This window comes from Aequorivita iocasae, assembly GCF_016757735.1.
Taxonomy (GTDB): Bacteria; Bacteroidota; Bacteroidia; order Flavobacteriales; family Flavobacteriaceae; genus Aequorivita; species Aequorivita iocasae.
In genome coordinates this window covers 2,630,001-2,651,486 of record NZ_CP068439.1, presented here as the reverse complement: position 1 = coordinate 2,651,486, position 21,486 = coordinate 2,630,001, and the positions used below count along the sequence as shown (strand labels likewise).

Annotated in this window: 21 protein-coding genes and 1 other RNA gene (1 of these 22 cut by a window edge); 13 read left to right on the top strand and 9 right to left on the bottom strand. The window is 38.2% G+C overall.

The features are described 5' to 3' along the window. Window positions 1–36 precede the first annotated feature (36 nt). Together xerD and JK629_RS12175 are read left to right on the top strand one after the other, a co-directional pair. Window positions 37–933: a site-specific tyrosine recombinase XerD gene (xerD, locus tag JK629_RS12180; protein WP_202335892.1), complete on the top strand. Its 897-nt coding sequence runs from the start codon at window positions 37–39 to the stop codon at window positions 931–933. 141 nt (window positions 934–1,074) lie between these two features. Beyond that, the gene (locus tag JK629_RS12175; RefSeq protein WP_202335891.1) at window positions 1,075–2,082 is read left to right on the top strand and encodes an aldo/keto reductase; all 1,008 of its coding nucleotides are present in this window, start codon (window positions 1,075–1,077) and stop codon (window positions 2,080–2,082) included. Window positions 2,083–2,151: 69 nt separating this feature from the next. Here the strand turns inward: JK629_RS12175 and rny are convergent, their stop codons facing one another. The 4 genes from rny to JK629_RS12155 all read right to left on the bottom strand — a co-directional run bounded on the left by rny (window position 2,152) and on the right by JK629_RS12155 (window position 4,523). Beyond that, a complete protein-coding gene (gene rny / locus JK629_RS12170; RefSeq protein ID WP_202335890.1) occupies window positions 2,152–3,714 on the bottom strand; it encodes a ribonuclease Y in 1,563 nt (520 codons plus the stop codon). A 55-nt stretch (window positions 3,715–3,769) separates the two neighbouring features. Beyond that, a non-coding RNA gene (gene ssrS / locus JK629_RS12165) (6S RNA) lies at window positions 3,770–3,878 on the bottom strand. A 53-nt stretch (window positions 3,879–3,931) separates the two neighbouring features. After that, the gene (locus tag JK629_RS12160; RefSeq protein ID WP_202335889.1) at window positions 3,932–4,222 is read right to left on the bottom strand and encodes a cell division protein ZapA; all 291 of its coding nucleotides are present in this window, start codon (window positions 4,220–4,222) and stop codon (window positions 3,932–3,934) included. Window positions 4,223–4,232: 10 nt separating this feature from the next. Beyond that, the gene (locus JK629_RS12155; protein WP_202335888.1) at window positions 4,233–4,523 is read right to left on the bottom strand and encodes a hypothetical protein; all 291 of its coding nucleotides are present in this window, start codon (window positions 4,521–4,523) and stop codon (window positions 4,233–4,235) included. A 150-nt stretch (window positions 4,524–4,673) separates the two neighbouring features. Between JK629_RS12155 and JK629_RS12150 the strand changes: the two genes are divergently transcribed. Next, complete coding sequence (locus JK629_RS12150; protein WP_202335887.1) at window positions 4,674–6,365, top strand: M23 family metallopeptidase; 1,692 nt, start codon at window positions 4,674–4,676, stop codon at window positions 6,363–6,365. A gap of 9 nt (window positions 6,366–6,374) precedes the next feature. Beyond that, entirely contained in the window at window positions 6,375–8,834 is a 2,460-nt protein-coding gene (locus JK629_RS12145) for a TonB-dependent receptor (RefSeq protein WP_202335886.1), read from the top strand. 32 nt (window positions 8,835–8,866) lie between these two features. Here JK629_RS12145 and JK629_RS12140 read toward each other — a convergent pair whose 3' ends face one another. Further along, window positions 8,867–10,021 carry a cysteine desulfurase family protein gene (locus tag JK629_RS12140; protein ID WP_202335885.1) on the bottom strand — a complete coding sequence of 385 codons (1,155 nt, stop codon included), beginning with the start codon at window positions 10,019–10,021 and terminating at the stop codon, window positions 8,867–8,869. A gap of 161 nt (window positions 10,022–10,182) precedes the next feature. Here JK629_RS12140 and JK629_RS12135 point away from each other — a divergent pair, with 161 nt between their 5' ends. Next, entirely contained in the window at window positions 10,183–11,070 is an 888-nt protein-coding gene (locus JK629_RS12135; protein WP_202335884.1) for a hypothetical protein, read from the top strand. 62 nt (window positions 11,071–11,132) lie between these two features. Here JK629_RS12135 and JK629_RS12130 read toward each other — a convergent pair whose 3' ends face one another. After that, window positions 11,133–11,678: a Smr/MutS family protein gene (locus JK629_RS12130; protein WP_202335883.1), complete on the bottom strand. Its 546-nt coding sequence runs from the start codon at window positions 11,676–11,678 to the stop codon at window positions 11,133–11,135. Between the two features lie 180 nt (window positions 11,679–11,858). On the opposite strand from JK629_RS12130, the gene JK629_RS12125 reads away from it, so the two are divergent. From JK629_RS12125 to JK629_RS12115, 3 genes are all read left to right on the top strand, one after another. Further along, window positions 11,859–13,787, top strand: a complete 1,929-nt coding sequence (locus JK629_RS12125) for a T9SS type A sorting domain-containing protein (RefSeq protein WP_202335882.1) — start codon at window positions 11,859–11,861, stop codon at window positions 13,785–13,787. A gap of 12 nt (window positions 13,788–13,799) precedes the next feature. Beyond that, window positions 13,800–14,096 carry a DUF2752 domain-containing protein gene (locus JK629_RS12120; RefSeq protein ID WP_317193644.1) on the top strand — a complete coding sequence of 99 codons (297 nt, stop codon included), beginning with the start codon at window positions 13,800–13,802 and terminating at the stop codon, window positions 14,094–14,096. A 64-nt stretch (window positions 14,097–14,160) separates the two neighbouring features. Beyond that, complete coding sequence (locus tag JK629_RS12115) at window positions 14,161–14,481, top strand: CCC motif membrane protein (protein WP_202335881.1); 321 nt, start codon at window positions 14,161–14,163, stop codon at window positions 14,479–14,481. A gap of 65 nt (window positions 14,482–14,546) precedes the next feature. Here JK629_RS12115 and rocD read toward each other — a convergent pair whose 3' ends face one another. Continuing rightward, window positions 14,547–15,788 (bottom strand): ornithine--oxo-acid transaminase, encoded by a 1,242-nt coding sequence (gene rocD, locus JK629_RS12110; RefSeq protein WP_202335880.1) that lies wholly within the window; start codon window positions 15,786–15,788, stop codon window positions 14,547–14,549. A gap of 146 nt (window positions 15,789–15,934) precedes the next feature. On the opposite strand from rocD, the gene rlmD reads away from it, so the two are divergent. The 3 genes from rlmD to JK629_RS12095 are packed head-to-tail and all read left to right on the top strand — an operon-like array spanning window position 15,935 to window position 18,547. Next, a complete protein-coding gene (gene rlmD / locus JK629_RS12105) occupies window positions 15,935–17,350 on the top strand; it encodes a 23S rRNA (uracil(1939)-C(5))-methyltransferase RlmD (RefSeq protein ID WP_202335879.1) in 1,416 nt (471 codons plus the stop codon). A 2-nt stretch (window positions 17,351–17,352) separates the two neighbouring features. Further along, entirely contained in the window at window positions 17,353–17,850 is a 498-nt protein-coding gene (locus JK629_RS12100) for a DUF6452 family protein (RefSeq protein ID WP_202335878.1), read from the top strand. Continuing rightward, window positions 17,813–18,547, top strand: a complete 735-nt coding sequence (locus JK629_RS12095) for a DUF6048 family protein (RefSeq protein WP_225626018.1) — start codon at window positions 17,813–17,815, stop codon at window positions 18,545–18,547. The genes JK629_RS12100 and JK629_RS12095 overlap by 38 nt, the downstream gene beginning before the upstream one ends. A gap of 44 nt (window positions 18,548–18,591) precedes the next feature. Here JK629_RS12095 and JK629_RS12090 read toward each other — a convergent pair whose 3' ends face one another. Then, window positions 18,592–19,749 carry a THUMP domain-containing class I SAM-dependent RNA methyltransferase gene (locus tag JK629_RS12090; protein ID WP_202335877.1) on the bottom strand — a complete coding sequence of 386 codons (1,158 nt, stop codon included), beginning with the start codon at window positions 19,747–19,749 and terminating at the stop codon, window positions 18,592–18,594. Between the two features lie 58 nt (window positions 19,750–19,807). Here JK629_RS12090 and JK629_RS12085 point away from each other — a divergent pair, with 58 nt between their 5' ends. Then, window positions 19,808–20,539: a class I SAM-dependent methyltransferase gene (locus JK629_RS12085; protein ID WP_202335876.1), complete on the top strand. Its 732-nt coding sequence runs from the start codon at window positions 19,808–19,810 to the stop codon at window positions 20,537–20,539. Continuing rightward, window positions 20,539–21,207 (top strand): ZIP family metal transporter, encoded by a 669-nt coding sequence (locus JK629_RS12080; RefSeq protein ID WP_202335875.1) that lies wholly within the window; start codon window positions 20,539–20,541, stop codon window positions 21,205–21,207. Before JK629_RS12085 ends, JK629_RS12080 begins: the two co-directional genes overlap by 1 nt. 154 nt (window positions 21,208–21,361) lie before the next feature. On the opposite strand, the gene JK629_RS12075 is transcribed toward JK629_RS12080, so the two are convergent. Beyond that, on the bottom strand, window positions 21,362–21,486 hold the final stretch of the coding sequence (locus JK629_RS12075; RefSeq protein ID WP_202335874.1) for a T9SS type A sorting domain-containing protein. Its footprint extends 1,219 nt past the window's final position; the window shows 125 of its 1,344 coding nt (coding positions 1,220–1,344); its start codon lies beyond the right edge, outside the window — the gene reads right to left on this strand; its stop codon occupies window positions 21,362–21,364.

Here is a 21,486-nt window from a genome sequence, read left to right as displayed (position 1 = left end):
TTTGTTAACTATTGTTTTTAGTGGTAATATAGCAGTATGAAGTGGCAACAGAGTTTAAAGGATTATCAAAACTACTTGCGTTTGGAACGTGGGCTTTCTGAAAATTCCATTATAAATTATTCGCTGGATGTAAAAAAACTGATACAGTGGTTGGAAACCAATCAAGTAAACACCTCCCCAGTTTTTATTTCTGAAGAAACGTTACAGCAATTTATTTATGAGATCGCAAAAAAAGTAAACCCACGCTCCCAAAGCAGGCTTATTTCTGGTTTGAAAGGATTTTTTAATTACCTAATCTTTGAAGATTATCGAAAAACAAATCCTTTGGAACTCATTGAATCCCCAAAACTGGGAAGAAAGCTTCCGGATACATTGGCTGTTGATGAAATTGACGCCCTTATAAATGCCATAGATTTAAGCAACAAACATGGCGAGCGTAACCGCGCAATTCTTGAAACTCTTTATGGCTGTGGCCTACGCGTTTCAGAGCTTACCAACCTAAAGATTTCCGATCTGTTTTTTGATGAAGGATTTATTAAAGTAACGGGAAAAGGCGATAAGCAGCGTTTAGTTCCCATTGGTACAACGACCGAAAAATATATCACTATTTATAGAAAGGAAGTAAGGGTACATCAAGAAATTGATGCCGCCGCCAAGGATACGCTTTTCCTAAACCAGCATGGCAGACCGTTGACCCGCGCCATGATATTCACTATTGTAAAACGTTTGGCTGAAAAAGCAGGAATCCGGAAAACGATAAGCCCGCATACCTTTCGGCATTCTTTTGCCACGCATCTTCTAGAAAATGGTGCCGATCTTCGTGCCATACAAGAAATGCTGGGCCATGAAAGCATTACCACTACTGAAATATATACCCATATAGACCGAACGCATTTGACAGAAATCATCAATCGGTACCATCCAAGAAAATAAGTTGAAGTGCAACACTTCATTAAGGCACAAAACAATGGGTTAAAGTTTCGCCTTGGTTAAAAAAAACCTAAACTTTCCCAAATCTTTCAAATTACAACTGTCCTTTTGTATTTTGAAAAGAAAAACTAAATCAAACAAAAAATGAAAACATTAGAATTTAGCAACGGAGATAAAATGCACGCTATAGGGCTGGGAACATGGAAATCCACTGGCAGCAAAGTTAAAAAGGCGGTGAAAGATGCAATTCACGCAGGGTACCGCCATATAGATACCGCAGCCGCCTACGGCAATGAAGAGGAGATAGGTGAAGCGCTCTCTGAAATATTCGACGAAGGTGAAATATTTCGTGAAGACATTTTCATCACCTCAAAACTCTGGAACGATTCGCATGCCGAAGGACAGGTAAGACCCGCTTTGGAAGAATCCCTTAAGAAACTTAAACTCGATTATTTAGATTTATTTTTAATCCATTGGCCAGTAGCTTTTAGACATGGCGTTGAATTTCCTAAAAAACCTGAGGATTACTTAACTCCTGAGGAAGCGCCAATAATTGAAACTTGGAAACAGATGGAGAAAGCTAAGAAAGATGGCCTTGCACGCCACATTGGGGTTTCCAACTTCAGTGATATAAAATTAAAAGATCTGATCGCCCAAGCGACCATTAAGCCTGAAATGAACCAAGTGGAGCTTCATCCCCTGCTTCAACAGGATGATCTTTTAAAATATTGCAAATCAGAAAACATACATATTACCGCCTATTCCCCCTTGGGTTCTGGAGATCGATCTGATGCCATGAAAGGAAAAGACGAACCCAATCTTTTGGAAATAAAAACAATTAAAGAAATTGCAAGAAAACACAATGCCTCTGCCGGACAAATTCTGATAAGTTGGCATGCGCATCGCGGGAACGCTGCAATCCCCAAATCAACCAGTAAGGAGCACATAGAGGAAAATTTTAAAGCGGCCTCTATAGAACTAGAAGATTCAGATATGAAGGCAATTGCCAAATTGGACGAGCATTATCGATTTATAACAGGAAATTTTTTTGAGGAACCTAGTAAGGGTTATGAAGATATTTATGATGAAAATTCTCCTATTGTTGAAAGTATCAAAAAAGGTATTGATACTGTAAAGAATGTTTTTAAATAATCTAATTTCCTGAATAATAGAAATAAAAAAAGCTCCATTTGGAGCTTTTTTTTATTTCTATACTTGGTCTTATTTTGCAATGTTCACAGCACGTGTTTCGCGAATAACAGTGACTTTCACCTGTCCAGGATAGGTCAGGTCTGTTTGGATTTTTTGTGAAATTTCAAAAGAAAGCTGGGCTGCCTTTTCATCACTCACTTTTTCACTTTCAACCATTACACGAAGCTCTCGCCCTGCTTGGATTGCATATGCTTTATTTACGCCACCAAATCCGAAAGCAATATCTTCCAAATCTTTCAACCGCTGAATATAACTATCCAGCACTTGGCGTCTTGCACCCGGTCTTGCACCGCTGATAGCATCGCAAACTTGAACAATTGGAGAGAGCAATCCGGTCATTTCAATTTCATCGTGGTGGGCTCCAATTGCATTGCAAACCTCTGGTTTTTCTCCATACTTTTCGGCCCATTGCATTCCTAAAAGTGCGTGTGGCATTTCAGTTTCCGTTTCAGGAACTTTTCCAATATCGTGCAACAATCCAGCCCGTTTTGCCAATTTGGCGTTCAGTCCAAGCTCCGCAGCCATTACACCACAAAGTCTTGCCACTTCGCGCGAGTGGTGCAAAAGATTTTGACCGTAAGAAGATCGATATTTCATACGTCCCACGGCTTTTATAAGTTCGGGGTGCAGACCGTGTATTCCCAAATCGATAACGGTTCTTTTTCCCACTTCAATAATCTCCTCTTCAATTTGTTTGGTGGTTTTTTGAACCACCTCTTCAATACGTGCCGGGTGAATACGCCCATCGGTAACCAATTTGTGAAGTGATAATCGCGCAATTTCCCTTCTCACGGAATCAAAACAGGAAAGAATGATAGCCTCTGGTGTATCGTCAACAATAATCTCCACGCCCGTGGCAGCTTCAATGGCGCGGATGTTTCTACCTTCACGTCCAATAATTCTACCTTTTACATCATCGCTTTCAAGATTGAACACAGATACACAGTTTTCCACTGCTTCTTCCGTTCCTATACGCTGAATGGTATTGATTATAATTTTTTTGGCCTCTTGCTGGGCAGTCATTTTTGCTTCTTCCATGGAAGATTGAACATATGCCATTGCCTGCGTCTTGGCTTCGTCTTTCAAGCTTTCCATCAGTTGCGCCTTTGCATCTTCAGCAGAAAGACTGCTAATTACCTCCAACTGTTCCACTTGACTTCGGTGAAGCTTTTCTACTTCGCTCTGCTTTTTGTCGAGTAAGGAAATTCTCTCGTCATAATCGGTCTTTTTTTCTTCAAGCTCAGCATTTAATTTTTTCAATTTTGCAAGTTCGCTGGAAGCTTGTGATTCTTTATCGCGTGTTCTTTTTTCTGCTTCTGAAATCTTTTTATCACGGTTAAGGATTACTTTTTCGTGCTCTGACTTCAGTTCCAAAAACTTCTCTTTAGCCTGAAGAATTTTATCCTTTTTTATGGTTTCGGCTTCTGATTTTGCCTCTTTCAGTATTGAGGATGCGCTCTTTTTTGCTCTTATTATAAGTTGGGAGGCGTTATTGCGCTCGAGTATTTTTGCAATAAAAAAACCAATCGCAATACCAACTATGGCGCTAATTACAATAGTTATGATGTCCATTTTTAGTTGAATTATATGTATAAAAAAAGCCTACATCAATATATTTATTTTGAATAAACTCCTTAAAATGAATGTTTAGGGCTAACAAGCTGGTCAAGTATCCGCTCAAAGACGGCTCGCTTTTACAACTTCAACTCACCCTTTTTAAAGAATTCCTGTTGAGTTTACCAAAAATTAGTATTAATGTAGGCAGTAACCTTATTTAATTTAAAGAACGTTATGATAATTGCTCCTGCAGCAAACGGTCCAAAGCCTTTAGCCTTGTTTCTGTTTCCTGCGTATCTCTTGAATTATCAATTTGCTTTTGCTCTACCTGGGCTGCAAACTGGAGGGCGCACATGGCTAACACATCCTGTTTATCGCGTACGGCATAACTTTGCTCGAACTTCTTAATCATTTCTTCTATCTTTTTGCTTGCCAACCGCAACCCCTCTTCCTGTGAAGGATTAATGGTCAAGGGATAAACCCTGTCTGCAATTGATAGTTTTATTTTTAATGGTTCGGCCATTGTTATATTTTTATTCGGAAAGCTGGCTTATGCAAAGGTCAATTTCCCGAATGAGAGCGTTTATCTTGAGTTTAGTTTCTCGTTTATGCTGGTCGCTGCCGAGCATTGAATTTGCCATTTTTAATGAGTTACATTTTTCGGTCCAAGTTTCAATTTCTTCTTCAAATTGTTGCTGTTTAGACTGTAAAATTTTGAGTTCTTCTTCTAGCGCTACATTGGCCTTGTTTAATTTTTCGTGCCTTTTGAGCAGCTCGCCAATTCTATTTTCAAGAGAATCAACTATTTCAGAAAGATTACTCATTAAAATCTGTGTTCAATACTTCTTTCACAAAGTTAGCATACCATCGTTAATAAGCAAACAGTTTTCCATTATTTTTTGTATTATTGAAAAATAGATACAATAAACCAATTCTCTCCCCTTTTAATTATAGCGTATTCTTATTTTTACACTATGAAGAAAATTTTATCAATGCTACTGCTTTTTGGCGCGGTTGCTTACGGACAGAACGGTATTCCTACAGATTATTTTTCCAACCCTTTGGACATAAATTTAGTCCTAGCCGGAAATTTTGGCGAAATGCGCGCCAACCATTTCCACAGTGGTCTAGACCTTAAAACCGAACAACGTGAAGGGCTGCCGGTATATGCCCCAGCAGATGGTTACGTGAGCCGAATAAATGTGCAGCATTACGGTTACGGAAAAGCGCTCTATATTCTTCACCCCAATGGGTACACCACTGTTTATGGACATTTGCGGAGCTTTGCCGGCGATATTGAAAAGTATGTGAAAGATACCCAGTATAACAAAGAAACGTTTGAACTAGAACTCTTTCCTGATCAAAGCTTGTTACCCGTAAAAAAAGGAGATCTAATCGCTTACACTGGCAATACCGGCGGTAGCGGCGGCCCACACCTTCATTTCGAAATCAGGGATTCTTCACAACGCCCCATGAACCCATTGCTCTTTGGTATAGAAATTCCAGATTCAAAAAAACCTATTGTAAGCGCAATATTCGCTTATCCCATTGGGGAAGATGCACACGTTAACCAAGGTCAAAACCGCACCAAATTGCGGATGATAAAACAAAAGGACGGCAATTACAAAACAGAGGACATTAAGGCTTTTGGGAAGATTGGCTTCGGAATTACTACCTATGACCAGCAAGATGGCGCTTCAAATAAAAATGGCGCATATAGCATTGAGACCCGTTTTAACGGAACCGAAAAATTTAAGGTGCTTTTTGATAAATTTTCCTTTTCGGAAACGCGATATTTAAACCGGTATACAGATTATAATTATTATGAAACCAACAAAAGTATGGTACAAAAGCTCTTCCGCGAAACCAACAATCCGCTGAGCATAATTATAGAGGAAGACGAAAATGGATACATAACAGTTCAAGATAGCCTTCAATCCATTTACACTATTGAGGTCAATGATTTTAATGGCAATCGTATGTATATTTCAGTACCTATTGAAGGTGCAAAGCTTGAAATTTTAGAGCCTAAAAACATTGAGAAAACCGATGATTTCATTTATGCAGACCATGCAACATCAATCACAAAAGGCAAATGGAGTATTTACATTCCGGCAAATAGCTTATATGAAGACACTTATTTGAATATTAAAGACGAAGGTGACGTTCTGAAATTTCACGAAGATTTAATTCCAATCCACAGCAATATTTCAATTACGGCCGATATTTCATCATACAATGAAGCTGACCGCGATAAGCTTTATATAGGAAGGCTTAACTATCGCGGACAGCCCTACTATACTTCCACCACCCGAAATGGGGATAAGCTTACCGCCAAAACACGCACCTTTGGAAGCTATACTATTGCTTCAGACACAAATGCACCCACTATAAAACCCGTAAATTTTTCAGATGGAAAATGGATCAGCAACCAAAATTTTCTACAGCTAAAAATTACGGACGATCTTAGCGGAATTAGTTCCTATCGGGCTACTATCAATGAAAAATTCATTTTGATGGAATATGATTACAAAAAAGACGTTCTAACTTATAATTTCAATGATAACGTAAATCTAGAAACAGAAAATAATTTGAAAGTTATTGTAATAGATAATGTGGGAAATAGTGCTACATTTGAAGCAAAATTTTTCAGAAAACAACCCTAACCCTTGCTTTTGAAAACAATTAAACTACCGCTTACACTCCTTTTCTTTTTTTTCGCAACCGTTGTATTTGCCCAAAAGGCAACCGTACGAGGAGTCATTCTGGATGAAAATAACACACCGCTTGCCGGTGTAAACGTAACATATGAAGACCAGGGAACTATTTCCGATTTAAATGGTTATTATCTTTTGGAAATTCCCTCAGACCAAGAGGTGGTTGTTATTTTTTCCCACGTTGGTCATAAAAATGCCAAGCTTCGTTTTAATTTAAGTCCAAATGAGGATTACGAATTGAATCCAGTATTAAAAATTGATGTAGAACAAATTCCCGAAGTCGTTATTTCGGGTCGTGAAAACAAACGCGTGGAAGGTGTTACCACCATTTCACCAGAAGTAATACGAAAAATGGTTGGCGCCAATGCTGGAGTAGAAAATCTTCTGAAATCGCTCCCAGGCGTTAACGGCAACGATGAACTGAGCACACAATATGCCGTTCGCGGCGGGAACTATGATGAAAACCTTGTTTACGTAAACGAGATTGAAGTTTATCGTCCTTTTCTTATAAGAAGCGGGCAACAGGAAGGTTTAAGCTTCGTAAACAGCGAGCTTACAAGTAATGTGGAATTTTCCGCTGGAGGGTTTCAGGCCAAATATGGCGACAAACTTTCCTCGGTTTTGGATATAACCTACCGTCGGCCTGTTGATTTTGGCGCATCGGTAGATTTGAGCCTTTTGGGCGCAAGTGGTTCCGTTGAAGGAATTTCAAAAAATGGGCGACTTTCTGGAATTCTCGGAATTCGTTATCGCGATAACAGTTTATTGGTCAACGCAAAGGAAACCGAAACAAACTACAGACCTAAATTTGCAGATGCACAGACTTATCTTACCTATAAATTCACCAATAAATTTGAATTAAGCTTTTTGGGCAATGTGTCGCTAAACGAATACAATTACAGACCCTTAACAAGGCAAACAAACTTTGGAACGATTACAGATCCTATCGCGCTGCTAGTTTTTTATGAAGGCCGGGAAGAAGATCGATACAATACCTACTTCGGCGCATTAAAATCTACTTGGGTAGTTTCAGATAATTACACTGCAAAATTTATTGGTTCGCTTTACCAAACTACAGAACAGGAATATTATGATATTCTTGCGGAATATCGATTGGGAGAAGTAAATACTGAAATTGGAAGCGAAGATTTGGGCACGGTAGAATTTACGCGCGGCATTGGGAGCCAACTTACCCACGCACGGAATGATTTGGACGCATTGATTCTTAACGTAGAGCACAAAGGAAATCTTTCATTAGATGAAAACAATATCGAGTACGGCATAAAGTACACTCACGAAGACATTCGCGATCGGGTTCAGGAATATGAAATTATTGACTCGGCAGGGTTTTCCATCCGTCCGCCTATATTTCCACCGAACGATCAACCGTATGCAGCAGATACATCTCCAATTGTACCATATACCAACGTTCGTGCACAAAACGATACCCAAATAGATAGAATATCGGGCTATGCTCAATGGAGCAGAAAAACCAGTCTTGGCAATAGCGAACTTTGGCTAAATGCGGGTGTTCGTGCACATAATTGGACCGTTAGTGGTAAGGATATAACAAGTACCACACAAACCGTTTTTAGTCCTCGGGCCCAAGTTGCTTTAAAACCGGATTGGGAAATGGACATGCTTTTCCGCCTATCGGGCGGAGTGTATCATCAACCTCCATTTTATAGAGAATTACGGGATTCTACCGGAACCGTTCGCCCAGGTGTGGAAGCGCAGAAATCCATTCATATTGTATTCGGCAATGATTACAGCTTTAAAATGTGGGACCGTGCCTTTAGGCTCAATTCTGAGATTTATTACAAGCATCTAACCGATGTGAACCCATACACCTTGGAAAATGTTCGCATTCGCTATCGCGCCAATAACAGTGCAGTAGCATACGCTTACGGACTTGATTTGCGCTTGGCCGGGGAGTTTGTGCCCGGAACGGAAAGCTGGTTAAGTTTTGGATATTTAAAAACCGAGGAAAATATTAACGATCGCGGGTATATTTTTCGGCCAACAGACCAACGTTTGAAGTTTGGGATGCTGTTCCAGGATTATGTAAAAGTAATTCCATCGCTTAAAATGTACTTAAACCTTACTTATAATACGGGGCTTCCCGGTGGTTCACCAAGTTATGCAGACCCTTACGACTACCAAGTTAGGCTGCCAGATTATAAACGTGCAGATCTTGGCGTAAGCTACGTTATTGTTGACGATACAAAACTTAGGGAAAGTGGTTGGCTAAAACCTTTTAAGGAATTTTCAATCGGTGCAGAAATATTCAACATCTTTGATGTGCAAAACTCTATCACAAACACATTCGTAAGAGATGTTTACACCAAAGTTCAATACTCAATCCCGAATTACTTAACACCACGTGTTTTTAACGTAAGGCTTACGGCAAAATTTTAGGCAGATATTGAATGACAATTTTCTCTTTTGGATTAGATTCCTTCGGAGATAAATTCCTTTAAAACATCAACCACATAATCTACCTCTTCTTTTTTATTGAAGCTGGAAAAAGAAAATCGAATGGAAGGTTTGCTCAAATCCTCTTCGGAAAGAATTTCATTCAAAACGTGCGAACCACCTTCTGCCCCGCTTTGGCAAGCGCTTCCTTTGCTGCAGGCTATTCCTTTTAAGTCCAGTTGAAACAATAATAACATTGCCTTTTCTGTGGAAATGGGCAAACACACATTTAGAAGTGTATAGGTGCTGCGCTCATTATCGTCACAACTTCCGTTAAATTTTACCCCAGGAATATTTTTTGAAAGCTCTTGCTTAAAATAATCTTTCAAGCCCATGATGTAATTTCGCTCCTTTTCGAGTTTATGGTATGATAGTTTTAGCGCCTCCGCCATGCCTGCGATGGCATACACAGCTTCTGTACCTGCACGCAGACCGCGTTCCTGTTCGCCTCCATGTATGAGTGAACGCAACCCAGAATTTTTCCTAACAAAAGCAAAGCCAGCTCCCTTAGGCCCATGAAATTTATGCGCAGCGGCGGCGGCAAAATCAATTGGTATTTCCTTAAAATCAAGTTCAAAATGCCCAACGGATTGTACCGTATCACTATGAAAAAGAGCTTTGTATTCTTTACACAGATGTGAAACCTTCTTCAAATCCAAAAGGTTTCCCACCTCATTATTAACGTGCATCAAACTTACCAAGTTTTTTTCTGAAGAAGCTGCTAAAAGATTTTCCAAATGAGCATAATCAACATGCCCGCATTTGTCCAATTTTACAAACTCAAGCTGGATATTGTATTCATCCTTTAACCATTCCAATGTATGCAAAACCGCATGATGCTCAATCCTGCTGGAAATGATGCGCCTTACACCAAGGTCGCGTACGGCACTGCAAAGAATTAAATTATCGGCTTCCGTCCCACCAGATGTAAATATAATTTCGCTTGCAGAAACATTTAAAAGCTTTGCGATTTCCTTGCGGGCATTTTCAAGCAATGATTTTGATGATCTACCGTAAGAGTGTGTAGATGAAGGGTTTCCGTATTCAGTTTTTAAAACCTCTGTAATGCAGGTAATAACATCGTCGCGCAATTGGGTAGTTGCTGCGCTATCAAAATATACTTTCTTCATTGGTTATTTTTTATAAAAACCGGCAAGTGCCGAGTTTTATTTGAAGCAGGGCTCTTCCTCTATTTCGGTTCGCAAAAATACATATTAAAACAGTTTTGTCGGCATTTCAGTTAAAAAGAATTGCGTTACTTTGTAAACCGACGATGACTTTTAAATTTACGATGAAAAAGATTTTCCTGATTTTGGTTGCCTCCTTTATTTTCACAAGCTGTGATGACGGCGATATTATTATAACAACCTTCAATTTTGACGATGCCTCATTGGAAGTGTGTGGCGAGCTTGGAGACTATGTTTTCTATAAAATAAATCCTGAGGCACGGGAAAGCCTCTCGCTTAAATTGGGTGTTACCGATAGTTTATACAGAGCACAGGGCACGGCATCCTATACCTTAAATGGGACTGCTAACTTTGTAAACTATAGAACCTACGATGGCGATCTGACCGATGATTATTTCTGCCAAAGTGTGCCCCCTACTTCCCCAAATGTTACCGCAAACTACGTTGCTACCGATGGTACTGCAGAATTTACAACAGTTTTTGATTTTGACGATAACGATGGCGTGGATGCAGATGATGAATTTGACGGTGATACTGATGGAGACGGCATACCAGATTTATATGATGTAGACGATGATGGCGACAACGTACCCACGGCACTTGAACTTGATATTGAAAACGCTGATGGCGACAACAATCCCTTAACTAGTCCATTAGACACTGATGGCGATGGAATCCCCAATTATTTAGACCCTGATGATGATGGTGATGGCATCCTAACCCGTGACGAAGATAAAAACATGGATCTTGATCCCAGAAACGACGTTACAGACACTACAGCAGGTGCAGATTATCTTAACCCTGAAATAGCAATAGACTATCAAGTAAACCTGTATCGTGAGCACACATATACCATTTCCAAAAGTGCGGAAATTGTTCTGAAAAATGTAGTGTTGGTAAGTGGGGACGAAACCATTACCCAAGAAACATTGGATATGGGAATGCTTCTAAATATAAAAACAGTAAACAAAACCACCACGCCAGAATTCTAATCTGCAAACCTTAGTTTTTAGCAAGAATAGATCAAAAAGAAATATAAGTTAATTTTCTTTCACTATTTCACATTCTGAAAAATGTAAACTTCAGTTGCTCCACGACCGTACTTTTTATAGTCTGCATCATAAAACTTTATGTTTTCGTAACGGTTAAAGAGATATTCCAGTTCTGTCCTAAGTACACCTTCGCCTACCCCATGAATGAAGACAACTTTTTGAATGCGTTTTGAAATGGCAAAATCCAATTGCCTTTTTGCGGTGTCTAACTGAATAGTCAACATTTCATAATTATCCAATCCGCGGGTTTTTGGCACCAACTGGTTTATGTGCAAATCTACCTCCATAGGCGGTAAGTTGCGTTCTTTGGACTTGATGCGCTGGGTTTTTCCAGGCTTTTTTTGTTGTTTTTCTGAAATTATAGCCTCCACGTCCATCTGCGCAAGTTCGCGTTTTGATAACGAACCGTCCACAACAATAAGTTCATTTTTTAAAAAAACCAGTTCAAAGCCATCGGTGGTCAGAATAGCTACCTCATTCCCTTTCACACCAGTAACAACGCCAGAAATGGCATCATCCAAAACAGAAACTTTATCACCAATTTTCATATGAAATATTATAAACTCTTTTAAAAAAAAACGCACTATTTAATGCCCATAAATACCTCTAAACTAAAATTTTACGTATTTTAGGGCAAACATCTCAATATATTAAATATTATTTTTAAATTTAAACCGTGAAAAAAGGCTTTTTTGCCCCACATCAAAGCTTTTAAAAACCGTAAAAATATGAAAAACCTACTACTCTTTTCAAGTTTACTATTAACTACTGCTGGTGCTTTTGCGCAGTTATCCGTGAAGCCTAATACCAATTCTGGCACAGATAGCTATGTGTATGTAAATGATGAAGTTCTCTATGTTACTGATTATGTGAATTTAACAAGAAACGGAACTGCTAACGATACCGAGGCCAGTATTTATTTGCGAAATAATGGACAGTTAATACAAGGCGGAACTACTTCTAACAACAGTGGAGACGGTCAACTTTCAGTGCAACAAAATACACCTGAAACCAATGCCTGGGCTTATTATTATTGGTGCTCGCCAATTGGAAATCCAGGAAACATTGGTTCACCAAATCCTACAGGCAATAGAAGTTTTGGTGTTAATTTTTTATATGAACCCAATGCTAGTAGTTTAACTGGCGCTAGTAAGGTTAATATAACAACGGGACGTGATGGTCTGGACACTACTACGCCCATAACTGTATCTACCCGTTGGCTTTATACGCATCCTCAACCCGGAACTGAGGCCGAAGGACATTATATACGCATGAATAGTGGAAACAATGCGCCTCCCGGTTTTGGCTTTACTATGAAAGGCGTTGGGCTAAGTGCTCCAGGGGGAGACCAAGTTTATGAATTTAGAGGAAGACCCAATAATGGAAATTTTTCCATTCCCGTAGCCGCACCTGTTGCAGGGGTTCCTCAGATGACACTGAGTGGAAATCCTTATCCATCCGCAATGGATTTAAATAAGTTATTTTATGACTTACCTGATAATAATGAACTTTCAACATTTTGGTATTATGATGAAGACCGTACCGTAGCTTCACACTATTACTCACAAAAGCCTTTCGGTTATGGTGTTTATACCGTGGGTCCTGAAGATACTGATAATGACCCTTATGATTTAGATAATTTAGGAACATACTCAGCGGCACCATTTTATTATTATACTGCCGCTGGAGGGACCACAGGAGGAGCTGGATCTAGTACCAATAGTGACGACAACAAACGTTTCGCTCCTATAGGCCAAGGAATAATGTTTGTAGGTAATGCAACTGGAAATGTTGAAATAAAAAACTCATACAGAGTATTTTATAAAGAAGATACCGCCGGTTCTGTATTTCAAAGACCCGAGGGGAGTTCTGCTGACCAGACTTCCGAAAATGAAGATTTAAACCGCACCGATCCTACTACTGCAAGACCGGACTATCGTACCCCAAGCATCCGCATTTGGTCAATCTTTGACGAAGCCGTAACCAGAGATATGGTTATAGCCTTTTATGACCAGGCTACCGATGGTTACGATCGCGGATTGGACGGCTTGAGCGCACAAGATTTACAGACTGATGCTTATTTCCCAATCGGTGACGATAATAATCGCAAGCCTTATGTTATTAATGGTATTAAATATGAGCAATCAAAACAAGTTCCTATCGCTTTTAAAATAAAAAATCAGAGCAAAGTTGATATTAAGGCAGTTGAAGAAATTAAAAAGCCTTATGAACACGCCTATCTGTTTGATCGTGTAGAAAATAACTATCAGCAAATAACCGGAGGCCGTAGTGCAACATTAAATCTACCTGCTGGCAGATATGAAAACAGGTTTTTTATTGTTTTCCGTAATGCAAACGTAATTCGCGATGTTCCTGAAACTGAATTGGAGACTAAAAAAATTGTTTTGGACAATGTGACTCTATTTCAAAATAATCCAGTTCAACAACTTGAAATCAACAACCCGGAAGGTTATATTATAAAGTCTGCATCTGTCTATGATATGAATGGAAAACTTGTAATTTCCGAATCAAATCTGGGCGCAAACAATAAGTACAGTTTTTATACGGGTAATTTAAGTGATGGTGTGTACTTGGTAAAACTAATGACTGCAGATGACATTGCTATTGATTATAAAGCCATCGTTCATAATAAGTAAATCATAATCTGTATGTTCCTAAAGGGCATAGAAGATTATATGATTCCTTGTATAAACAAGAAAATCTTCGGTATAGAATGTTTGGGCTGTGGCATGCAACGTGCGACAGCCCTTCTTTTTTCCGGTCAGTTTGAGGCGGCCTTTAAAATATATCCAGCCATTTATACTATTTTTCTGCTGCTGGCTGTAATTTTGTTTAATTTTTTTGTGAAATTTAAATTTGATTATCATTTAAAAATTGGACTTATACTTCTGAATGCCCTTGTGATGATAATAAGTTATTTCATCAAAATGAGCCATTTTATGTAACTTATTGAAAAACAGTTTTAATTTTTTTGCTACATTTAAATTCACATCTAAATTATTGGAAAACATGGAACAACAAAAACTACCCAACGCAACCTTAATTCTCGTCTTTGGAATTATTTCTATTGTAACCTGTTGTTGTTATGGACTAGGTCTTATTTTTGGAATTGTTGCTATTGTAATGGCCGGCAAAGCCACTAAAGTCTATATGGCCAATCCAGAAATTTATACAGGCTATCAAAATGTTAAAACTGGAAAAATACTTTCCATTATTGGAATTATTCTCAGTGCAATTTATTTGGTATATGTAATCTACCTCTTTTCCACTTTGGGAATGGAAGGTATTATGAATATGAATGAAGAGCTTATGAAAGAATACGGTATGTAGCCATCAACACAATAAAAAAGCGGCCTTTGGGCCGCTTTTTTATTTAAAATTTTCTTAGCAAAAAGTTACTCAAAGGTCTTTAACGTTTCAATTATGATAGAAACACATTCCCGCAACTGTGTCTCGTTCATTACTAAAGGAGGTGCAAAACGAATGATGTTACCGTGGGTAGGTTTTGCAAGCAAACCATTGTCACGCAGCTTTAAACAAATATTCCAGGCAGTATCGCTGTCTTCAGAATCATTTATTAAAATAGCGTTCAGCAAGCCTTTTCCACGAACCAATTTTGCAATATTGCTTTTTTCAATATACATATTCAGTTCGTTTCGGAATATCTGTCCAAGATTTTCAGCATTTTCGGCAAGTTTTTCATCTTTAACTACACTTAGTGCAGCTATTGCAACGGCAGCCGCCACAGGGTTTCCACCAAAAGTGGAACCGTGATTTCCAGGTTTTATTACATTCATCACATCATCATTGGCAAGAACCGCAGAAACCGGATAAGCGCCGCCACTCAAGGCTTTACCCAAAATTAAGAGATTGGGCTTAACGTTTTCGTGGTCAACAGCAAGTAATTTACCGGTACGGGCAATACCTGTCTGTACTTCATCGGCAATAAAAAGCACATTATGTTTTTCGCACAAGGCCTTTGCTTTGCTTAAATAGCCTTCCGAAGGTACGTAAACTCCAGCCTCCCCCTGAATGGGCTCTACAAGGAAACCTGCGATATTTTTATTGCTTTCCAAATGCTTCTCAAGTTGCTCAAGATTGTCGTATTCTATTTTTATGAAACCTTTGGTATAGGGCCCAAAATTTTTACGTGCCACAGGATCGTTACTAAAAGAAATAATGGTGGTAGTCCTTCCGTGAAAATTATTTTCGCAAACTACTATTTCTGCTTCATTTTCATCAATGCCTTTTTTTTCATAAGCCCATTTTCTACATATTTTCAAGGCAGTTTCCACTGCTTCGGCACCCGTATTCATTGGAAGTAACTTATCGAAATTAAAAAACTCACAGGCAAATTTTTCATACTTTCCAAGCATATCATTATAAAATGCACGTGAAGTAAGCGTCAACTTTTTTGCCTGTTCAGTCATTGCACCCACAATTTTTGGGTGGCAATGTCCTTGGTTAACCGCAGAATAGGCCGAAAGAAAATCGTAGTATTTCTTACCTTCCACATCCCAAACATACACACCCTCTCCCCTGCTCAAGACTACTGGCAATGGGTGATAGTTATGGGCTCCGTATTTGTTTTCTAAATCGATAGCTTTTTGTGAAGCTGTTTGCTCTAAGACTGACATAAAATTGTAAAAATTTGAAGTAAAAAAGTTTTGATTCCTACTTAATGGAGAGAAATCACCCTAGGGGTGCAAATTACTAAAATAATCCCACATTTTTTGAAGCTTCAAAAGGTTTTAAAAGTTCCATTTATACTATTTTTGCGCCTATGGGAAGACGAAACAACAGAGTACTTTTTGAAAATATTGAGGTAATTGATGCGGGAGCAAAAGGAAAAGCCGTGGCAAAGGCCCCGGATGGAAAAGTAGTTTTTATTGACAACGCTGTACCCGGCGATACCGTTATTGTACAGACCCATAAAAAGCGAAAAGCATATTATGAAGGCTCTGCAATTACGATTACAAAATATTCCGAGAAAAGAGTCGAGCCTGTTTGTCCACATTTCGGAACCTGCGGGGGTTGCAAATGGCAAAATATGGGCTATGAGCACCAACTTTTTTTTAAGCAAAAAGAAATTGAACAAAATTTAAAGCGTATCGGCAAAGTAGAATTACCGGAAATTAAACCTATTCTGGGTTCCGAAAATCAATATTTCTATCGCAACAAGATGGAGTTTTCCTTTAGCGATAACAAATGGCTGACTTTGGAACAGATTAAAAGCGATAAAGTTATTGAAAACCGAAATGCTTTGGGATTTCATATTCCTGGAATGTGGGATAAGATTCTGGATCTCGATATCTGTTATCTCCAAGCCGATCCAAGTAACGCCATCCGCGATTTTATAAAAGCCAAAGCCGAAAAATTAAATCTTTCTTTTTTTAACACTCGAAATCAGGAAGGTTTTTTAAGAACACTGATGATACGTACTTCTTCGACGGGCGAAATAATGGTTTTGGTCCAGTTCTTTCACGAAGATGAAGAAAACAGAAATTTACTTTTAAGCGCTGTTGCAAAAGAATTTCCACAGATTACTTCCCTGTTATATGTAATCAATTCAAAAGGGAATGATACGCTATATGATCAAGATATTAAACTTTTCTCCGGAAGAGACCATATTTTTGAGGAAATGGAAGGTTTGAAATTTAAAATAAACGCCAAATCCTTTTACCAAACGAACAGCGAACAAGCCTACGAGCTTTATAAAATAACCCGTAATTTTGCCGAGTTAAGTGGTAAGGAACTGGTTTACGATCTTTATACGGGAACGGGAACAATTGCTCAATTCGTCGCCAAAAAAGCCAAAAAGGTGATTGGTGTTGAGGCAGTCCCCGATGCTATTGAAGCTGCCAAAGAAAACGCGCAATTAAACAATATTCAAAACGTTGAATTCTACGTGGGCGACATGAAAAAAGTTTTTAATGAGGAATTTATCAATACCCACGGGAAACCGGATGTTGTTATCACCGATCCGCCCCGCGACGGGATGCATGCTGATGTGGTTTCGCAATTACTGAACTTGGGCGCTCCTAAAATTGTTTACGTAAGTTGCAATAGCGCAACCCAAGCGCGTGATTTGGCGCTTTTGGATTCAAATTATAAGGTTTTGAAAGTACAGCCTGTAGATATGTTTCCACAGACCCATCACGTAGAAAATGTTGTACTTTTGAAAAAACGAGAATCATAAACATGATCAAAAAAATAATTGCATCCATACTTATAATCTTCACCTTTAAAGGCTGTACAAAAGATGATATTTGCCCACCAGATACCGCAACTACGCCAAATTTAATCATCAATTTTAAAGATATAACAAATCCTGCCAATGCAAAGAAAGTTAATTTGCTATCGGTAATTACAAATAATATTGACTCTGTTGAGGTTGTAAAGCTTGCAAACACAGATTCTATAGCAATCCCCCTGAACACAAATTCCGACACCACTAACTATCTTTTTAAAAGAAGCATTGTTTCAGGAAGCGATACCATTAAGAATTTTGATAAAGTAAGGTTCGTTTACCAACGCCGCAATTTATATGTTACCCGCGCCTGTGGTTACAAAAGTGAATATTTTAATTTGGATAAAAATTTAGAAGAAGAAGGAGCCGAGAATTGGATTCAGGAAATTATACTACTAAGAGATACCGTTAATGATGAAAATAGCGCCCATATTACTGTGCTGCATTAGTATTTTTTGCGGTACGCACGCAAGCGTGGCGCAAAACAATAAAGAAAATGCAACTGACACGGTTCCGAAAATTGAAAAGTATGGCATTCGTGTGGGTGCAGATCTTGCAAAACCGTTGCGAACTTTAATTGAAGACGGCTATTCCGGTTTTGAAGTGATGGGCGATTTCAGGGTGACCAAAAAGTTTTATGCCGCTGTGGAATTGGGGAACGAATCGAAAGATTGGGTAGAGCCTTACGTTTCGTCAAAAACCAATGGAAGCTACGCCAAAATAGGTTTTGATTACAATGCATATGAAAATTGGTTGGGAATGGAAAATGCAATCACACTTGGTTTACGGTACGGTTTCTCAACCTTTAAACAAGAATTACTGAGTTATAGAATCTATACGGATAATCCCGCCTTTCCTGCGGAAACTATTAATGACCCCCAGGAATTCAGTGGTTTGAACGCGCATTGGGCTGAATTTATTTTGGGAATTAAAACTGAAATAGTAAACAATCTTTACCTGTCCATAAATGTTCAACTAAAAAGAAAAATCTCAGAAACCGAACCAGATAATTTTGCTAACCTATATATTCCCGGTTTCAACAGAACGTATGATTATAGTGAGTTTGGGGTAGGTTATGTATATTCAGTTTCATATTTAATTCCTATCTTCAAAAAGAAAGAGGTTTCCCAAGAAAAATCAGAATAGCAGAAACCTATTAATAGTTTTTATCACTGCTAATTGTCAAATGCTCACTGTTTACTTGCCTTCCTACTGCCCTCATACATTTCATAACGTACAAGTTTAGATTCTAACTTTCCATTAAAAAGCTTTATCTTTTTTGAAGGTCGAAGCCCCACAAATTTCAAAGCCTCCATATTTGAAGTAATCATCCAAGCCTGTGTACCAGGATAACCACGTTTTAAAGTGTTACCAATAGAACTGTAAAATGTTTCCACATCCTTCACGGAAATACGCTCATCATACGGTGGATTGAAAACGATATAAAGCGGTTTATCATTTTCCTTTTCACTTTCAAAGAAATCCTGTTGCTTTACATCAATAAAATCCTGAAGGTTTGCGCTTTTTATGTTTTCCTTTGCCTTTTTTATAGCCACTGGATCTGTGTCAAATCCATAAATTTTATGCGGAAAATCCCGAACCTTTTTTAATGCGGCTTCTTCAATCTTTTCGTAAAGATCTACATCAAAATCTGGCCAAGTCTCAAAACCGAATTCTTCACGGTTTAAGTTTGGGGGAATGTTGCAAGCTATCATTGCCGCTTCCGTAAGGATTGTTCCTCCCCCACACATGGGATCCAGAAAATCGCACTGCCCTTGCCAGCCCGAAAGCATAAGCACACCTGCTGCCAGCACCTCATTTATGGGTGCCAATGTACTTTCAACTTTATAACCACGTTTATGTAGTGATTCCCCCGAACTGTCTAAGGAAACGGTACAAATATTTCTGTCAATATGAATATTTATACGAAGCGTAGGGTGGTCTAAATCTACATCAGGCCGTACCCCTTCCCTATCTCTAAATCTGTCTACAATAGCATCTTTCGTTTTAAGGGCAATGTATTGCGAATGTGTGAAAACATCGGAAAAAACAGTTGCGTTTACGGCAAGAGTACCTTTCACGTCCATAAAGTTTTCCCACGGCATCTCATAAATCTTTTTATATAGATCTTCCTCAGTAAAAATATTGAAGGCTGTAATCGGTTTCAATATTTTAATGGCCGTGCGGCAGCAAAGATTTGCTTTGTACATAAATCCAGTATCGCCTTCAAAGGAAACGTTTCGCGTACCAATCTCAATAGAAGAAGCGCCCAATTGGCGAAGTTCCTGTGCCAGCAGTTCTTCCATCCCAAAAAGGGTCTTGGCAACCATTTTAAAATTCTTTGTCATAATAATTAAACAGATTTCCTGCAAAAATACAGTATTTTAGCAGGGCGAAACGATAACTATGCAAAAAGAAAAAGACAACTGGTACGCTTCGTGGTTCAACACTCCTTATTACCACATACTTTACAAAGACCGAAACCACAGGGAAGCGGCACTTTTTATGAACCAGCTTACCGAATTTTTAAACTTGAAACCAGCAGATTCTATCTTGGATTTGGCCTGTGGCAAAGGGCGCCATGCAAAATATCTGTATAAGCAAGGTTTTGATGTTACGGGCGTAGATCTTTCCAGAGAAAGCATTCAGCACGCAAAACAATATGAAAAACCGGGCCTTCACTTTGAAGTCCACGATATGTGCTTACCCTATCCGAAAAAATTTGATGCGGTTTTTAATCTTTTTACCAGTTTTGGATATTTCGAAAACGAAGTAGACAATCTACGTACCATTAAGTCCATAAAAGCTGAGTTAAACCCCAATGGCTGTGGTGTAATTGATTTTCTGAATGTGGAATTGGCAATTAAAAATTTGGTTGCCAGTGAAAAGAAAAAAGTGGGCGACATCCTATTTCATATTGAAAAATATTTAGAAGATGGATATATCGTAAAAAAAATAAGATTCTCTGACAAAGGCGAGGATTATCTCTTCACCGAACGCGTAAAGGCATTGACTTTAACAGATTTTCAAGAATATTTTGAAGAAGCTGCTATTGAACTTAAGCATACATTTGGTGATTATCATTTAAATAAATTTGACAAAAAGAGTTCCGAACGCCTAATATTAATTTTTAATTGATGAATTATTTATTGCTTTTCCTTTCAGTTGCATTTGGTTATGTAATTGCATTATTTCTTAAGAAAAGAGAATTGAGGAATATGGAAGTTTTTCTTGCTTTTAGTGGAGCTTTCCTTTTATCAATTACTGTATTTGAATTATTGCCAGAGGTTTTTGAAACACCATCAAAAAACATTGGTGTTTTCATAATGATAGGAATTTTATTGCAAATATTCCTTGAATTCTTCTCCAAAGGGGCAGAACATGGGCACGTGCATCTACATTCCGAAAACAAGCATTTTCCTTGGATCTTATTTATAAGCCTCAGTATTCATGCGTTTATAGAAGGTTTTCCAATTTCGGAAGAAAATAATCTGATGATCGCAATTATCATCCATAAAATTCCGGTAGCAATTATTCTTTCTTTCTTTTTCATAACAGCCGGCTATCGTAGGTCCACAACATTATTATTTTTATTCTTTTTTGCATTGATGACCCCCCTGGGAAATTTTATTTCTAAAAACTACGATATTGTTCATTTATATGAAACTGAAATAACTGCAGTTGTAATTGGTATCTTTCTTCATGTTTCAACCACGATACTTTTTGAAAGTTCAAAAAATCACAAATTTAATCTTACCAAAATGACAGCTGTAGTTGTGGCAGTACTTATAGCGTATTTATTATAAAGTAAATCTTTCTATTATTGCTGAAAAAATACGAACACATTTAATTTTCTGAATGTTTTAACTCCGGATTATTGGTATAAATAACTTTTTTTCAGAATGTTAAAAAAAAAGCTGCCACTTATTGGCAGCTTTTTTTTAACATTACTTCAAATTATTATTCTTTAATAATATTAATCGTCTTTTTAGCTTCATTTGCACTCAGGGTTATTAAGTAAATTCCCTTTGGCAAAAAGGTTAAGTTTAATTCAACTTCAGAATTTTGTGGGTGCAAAACAAGTA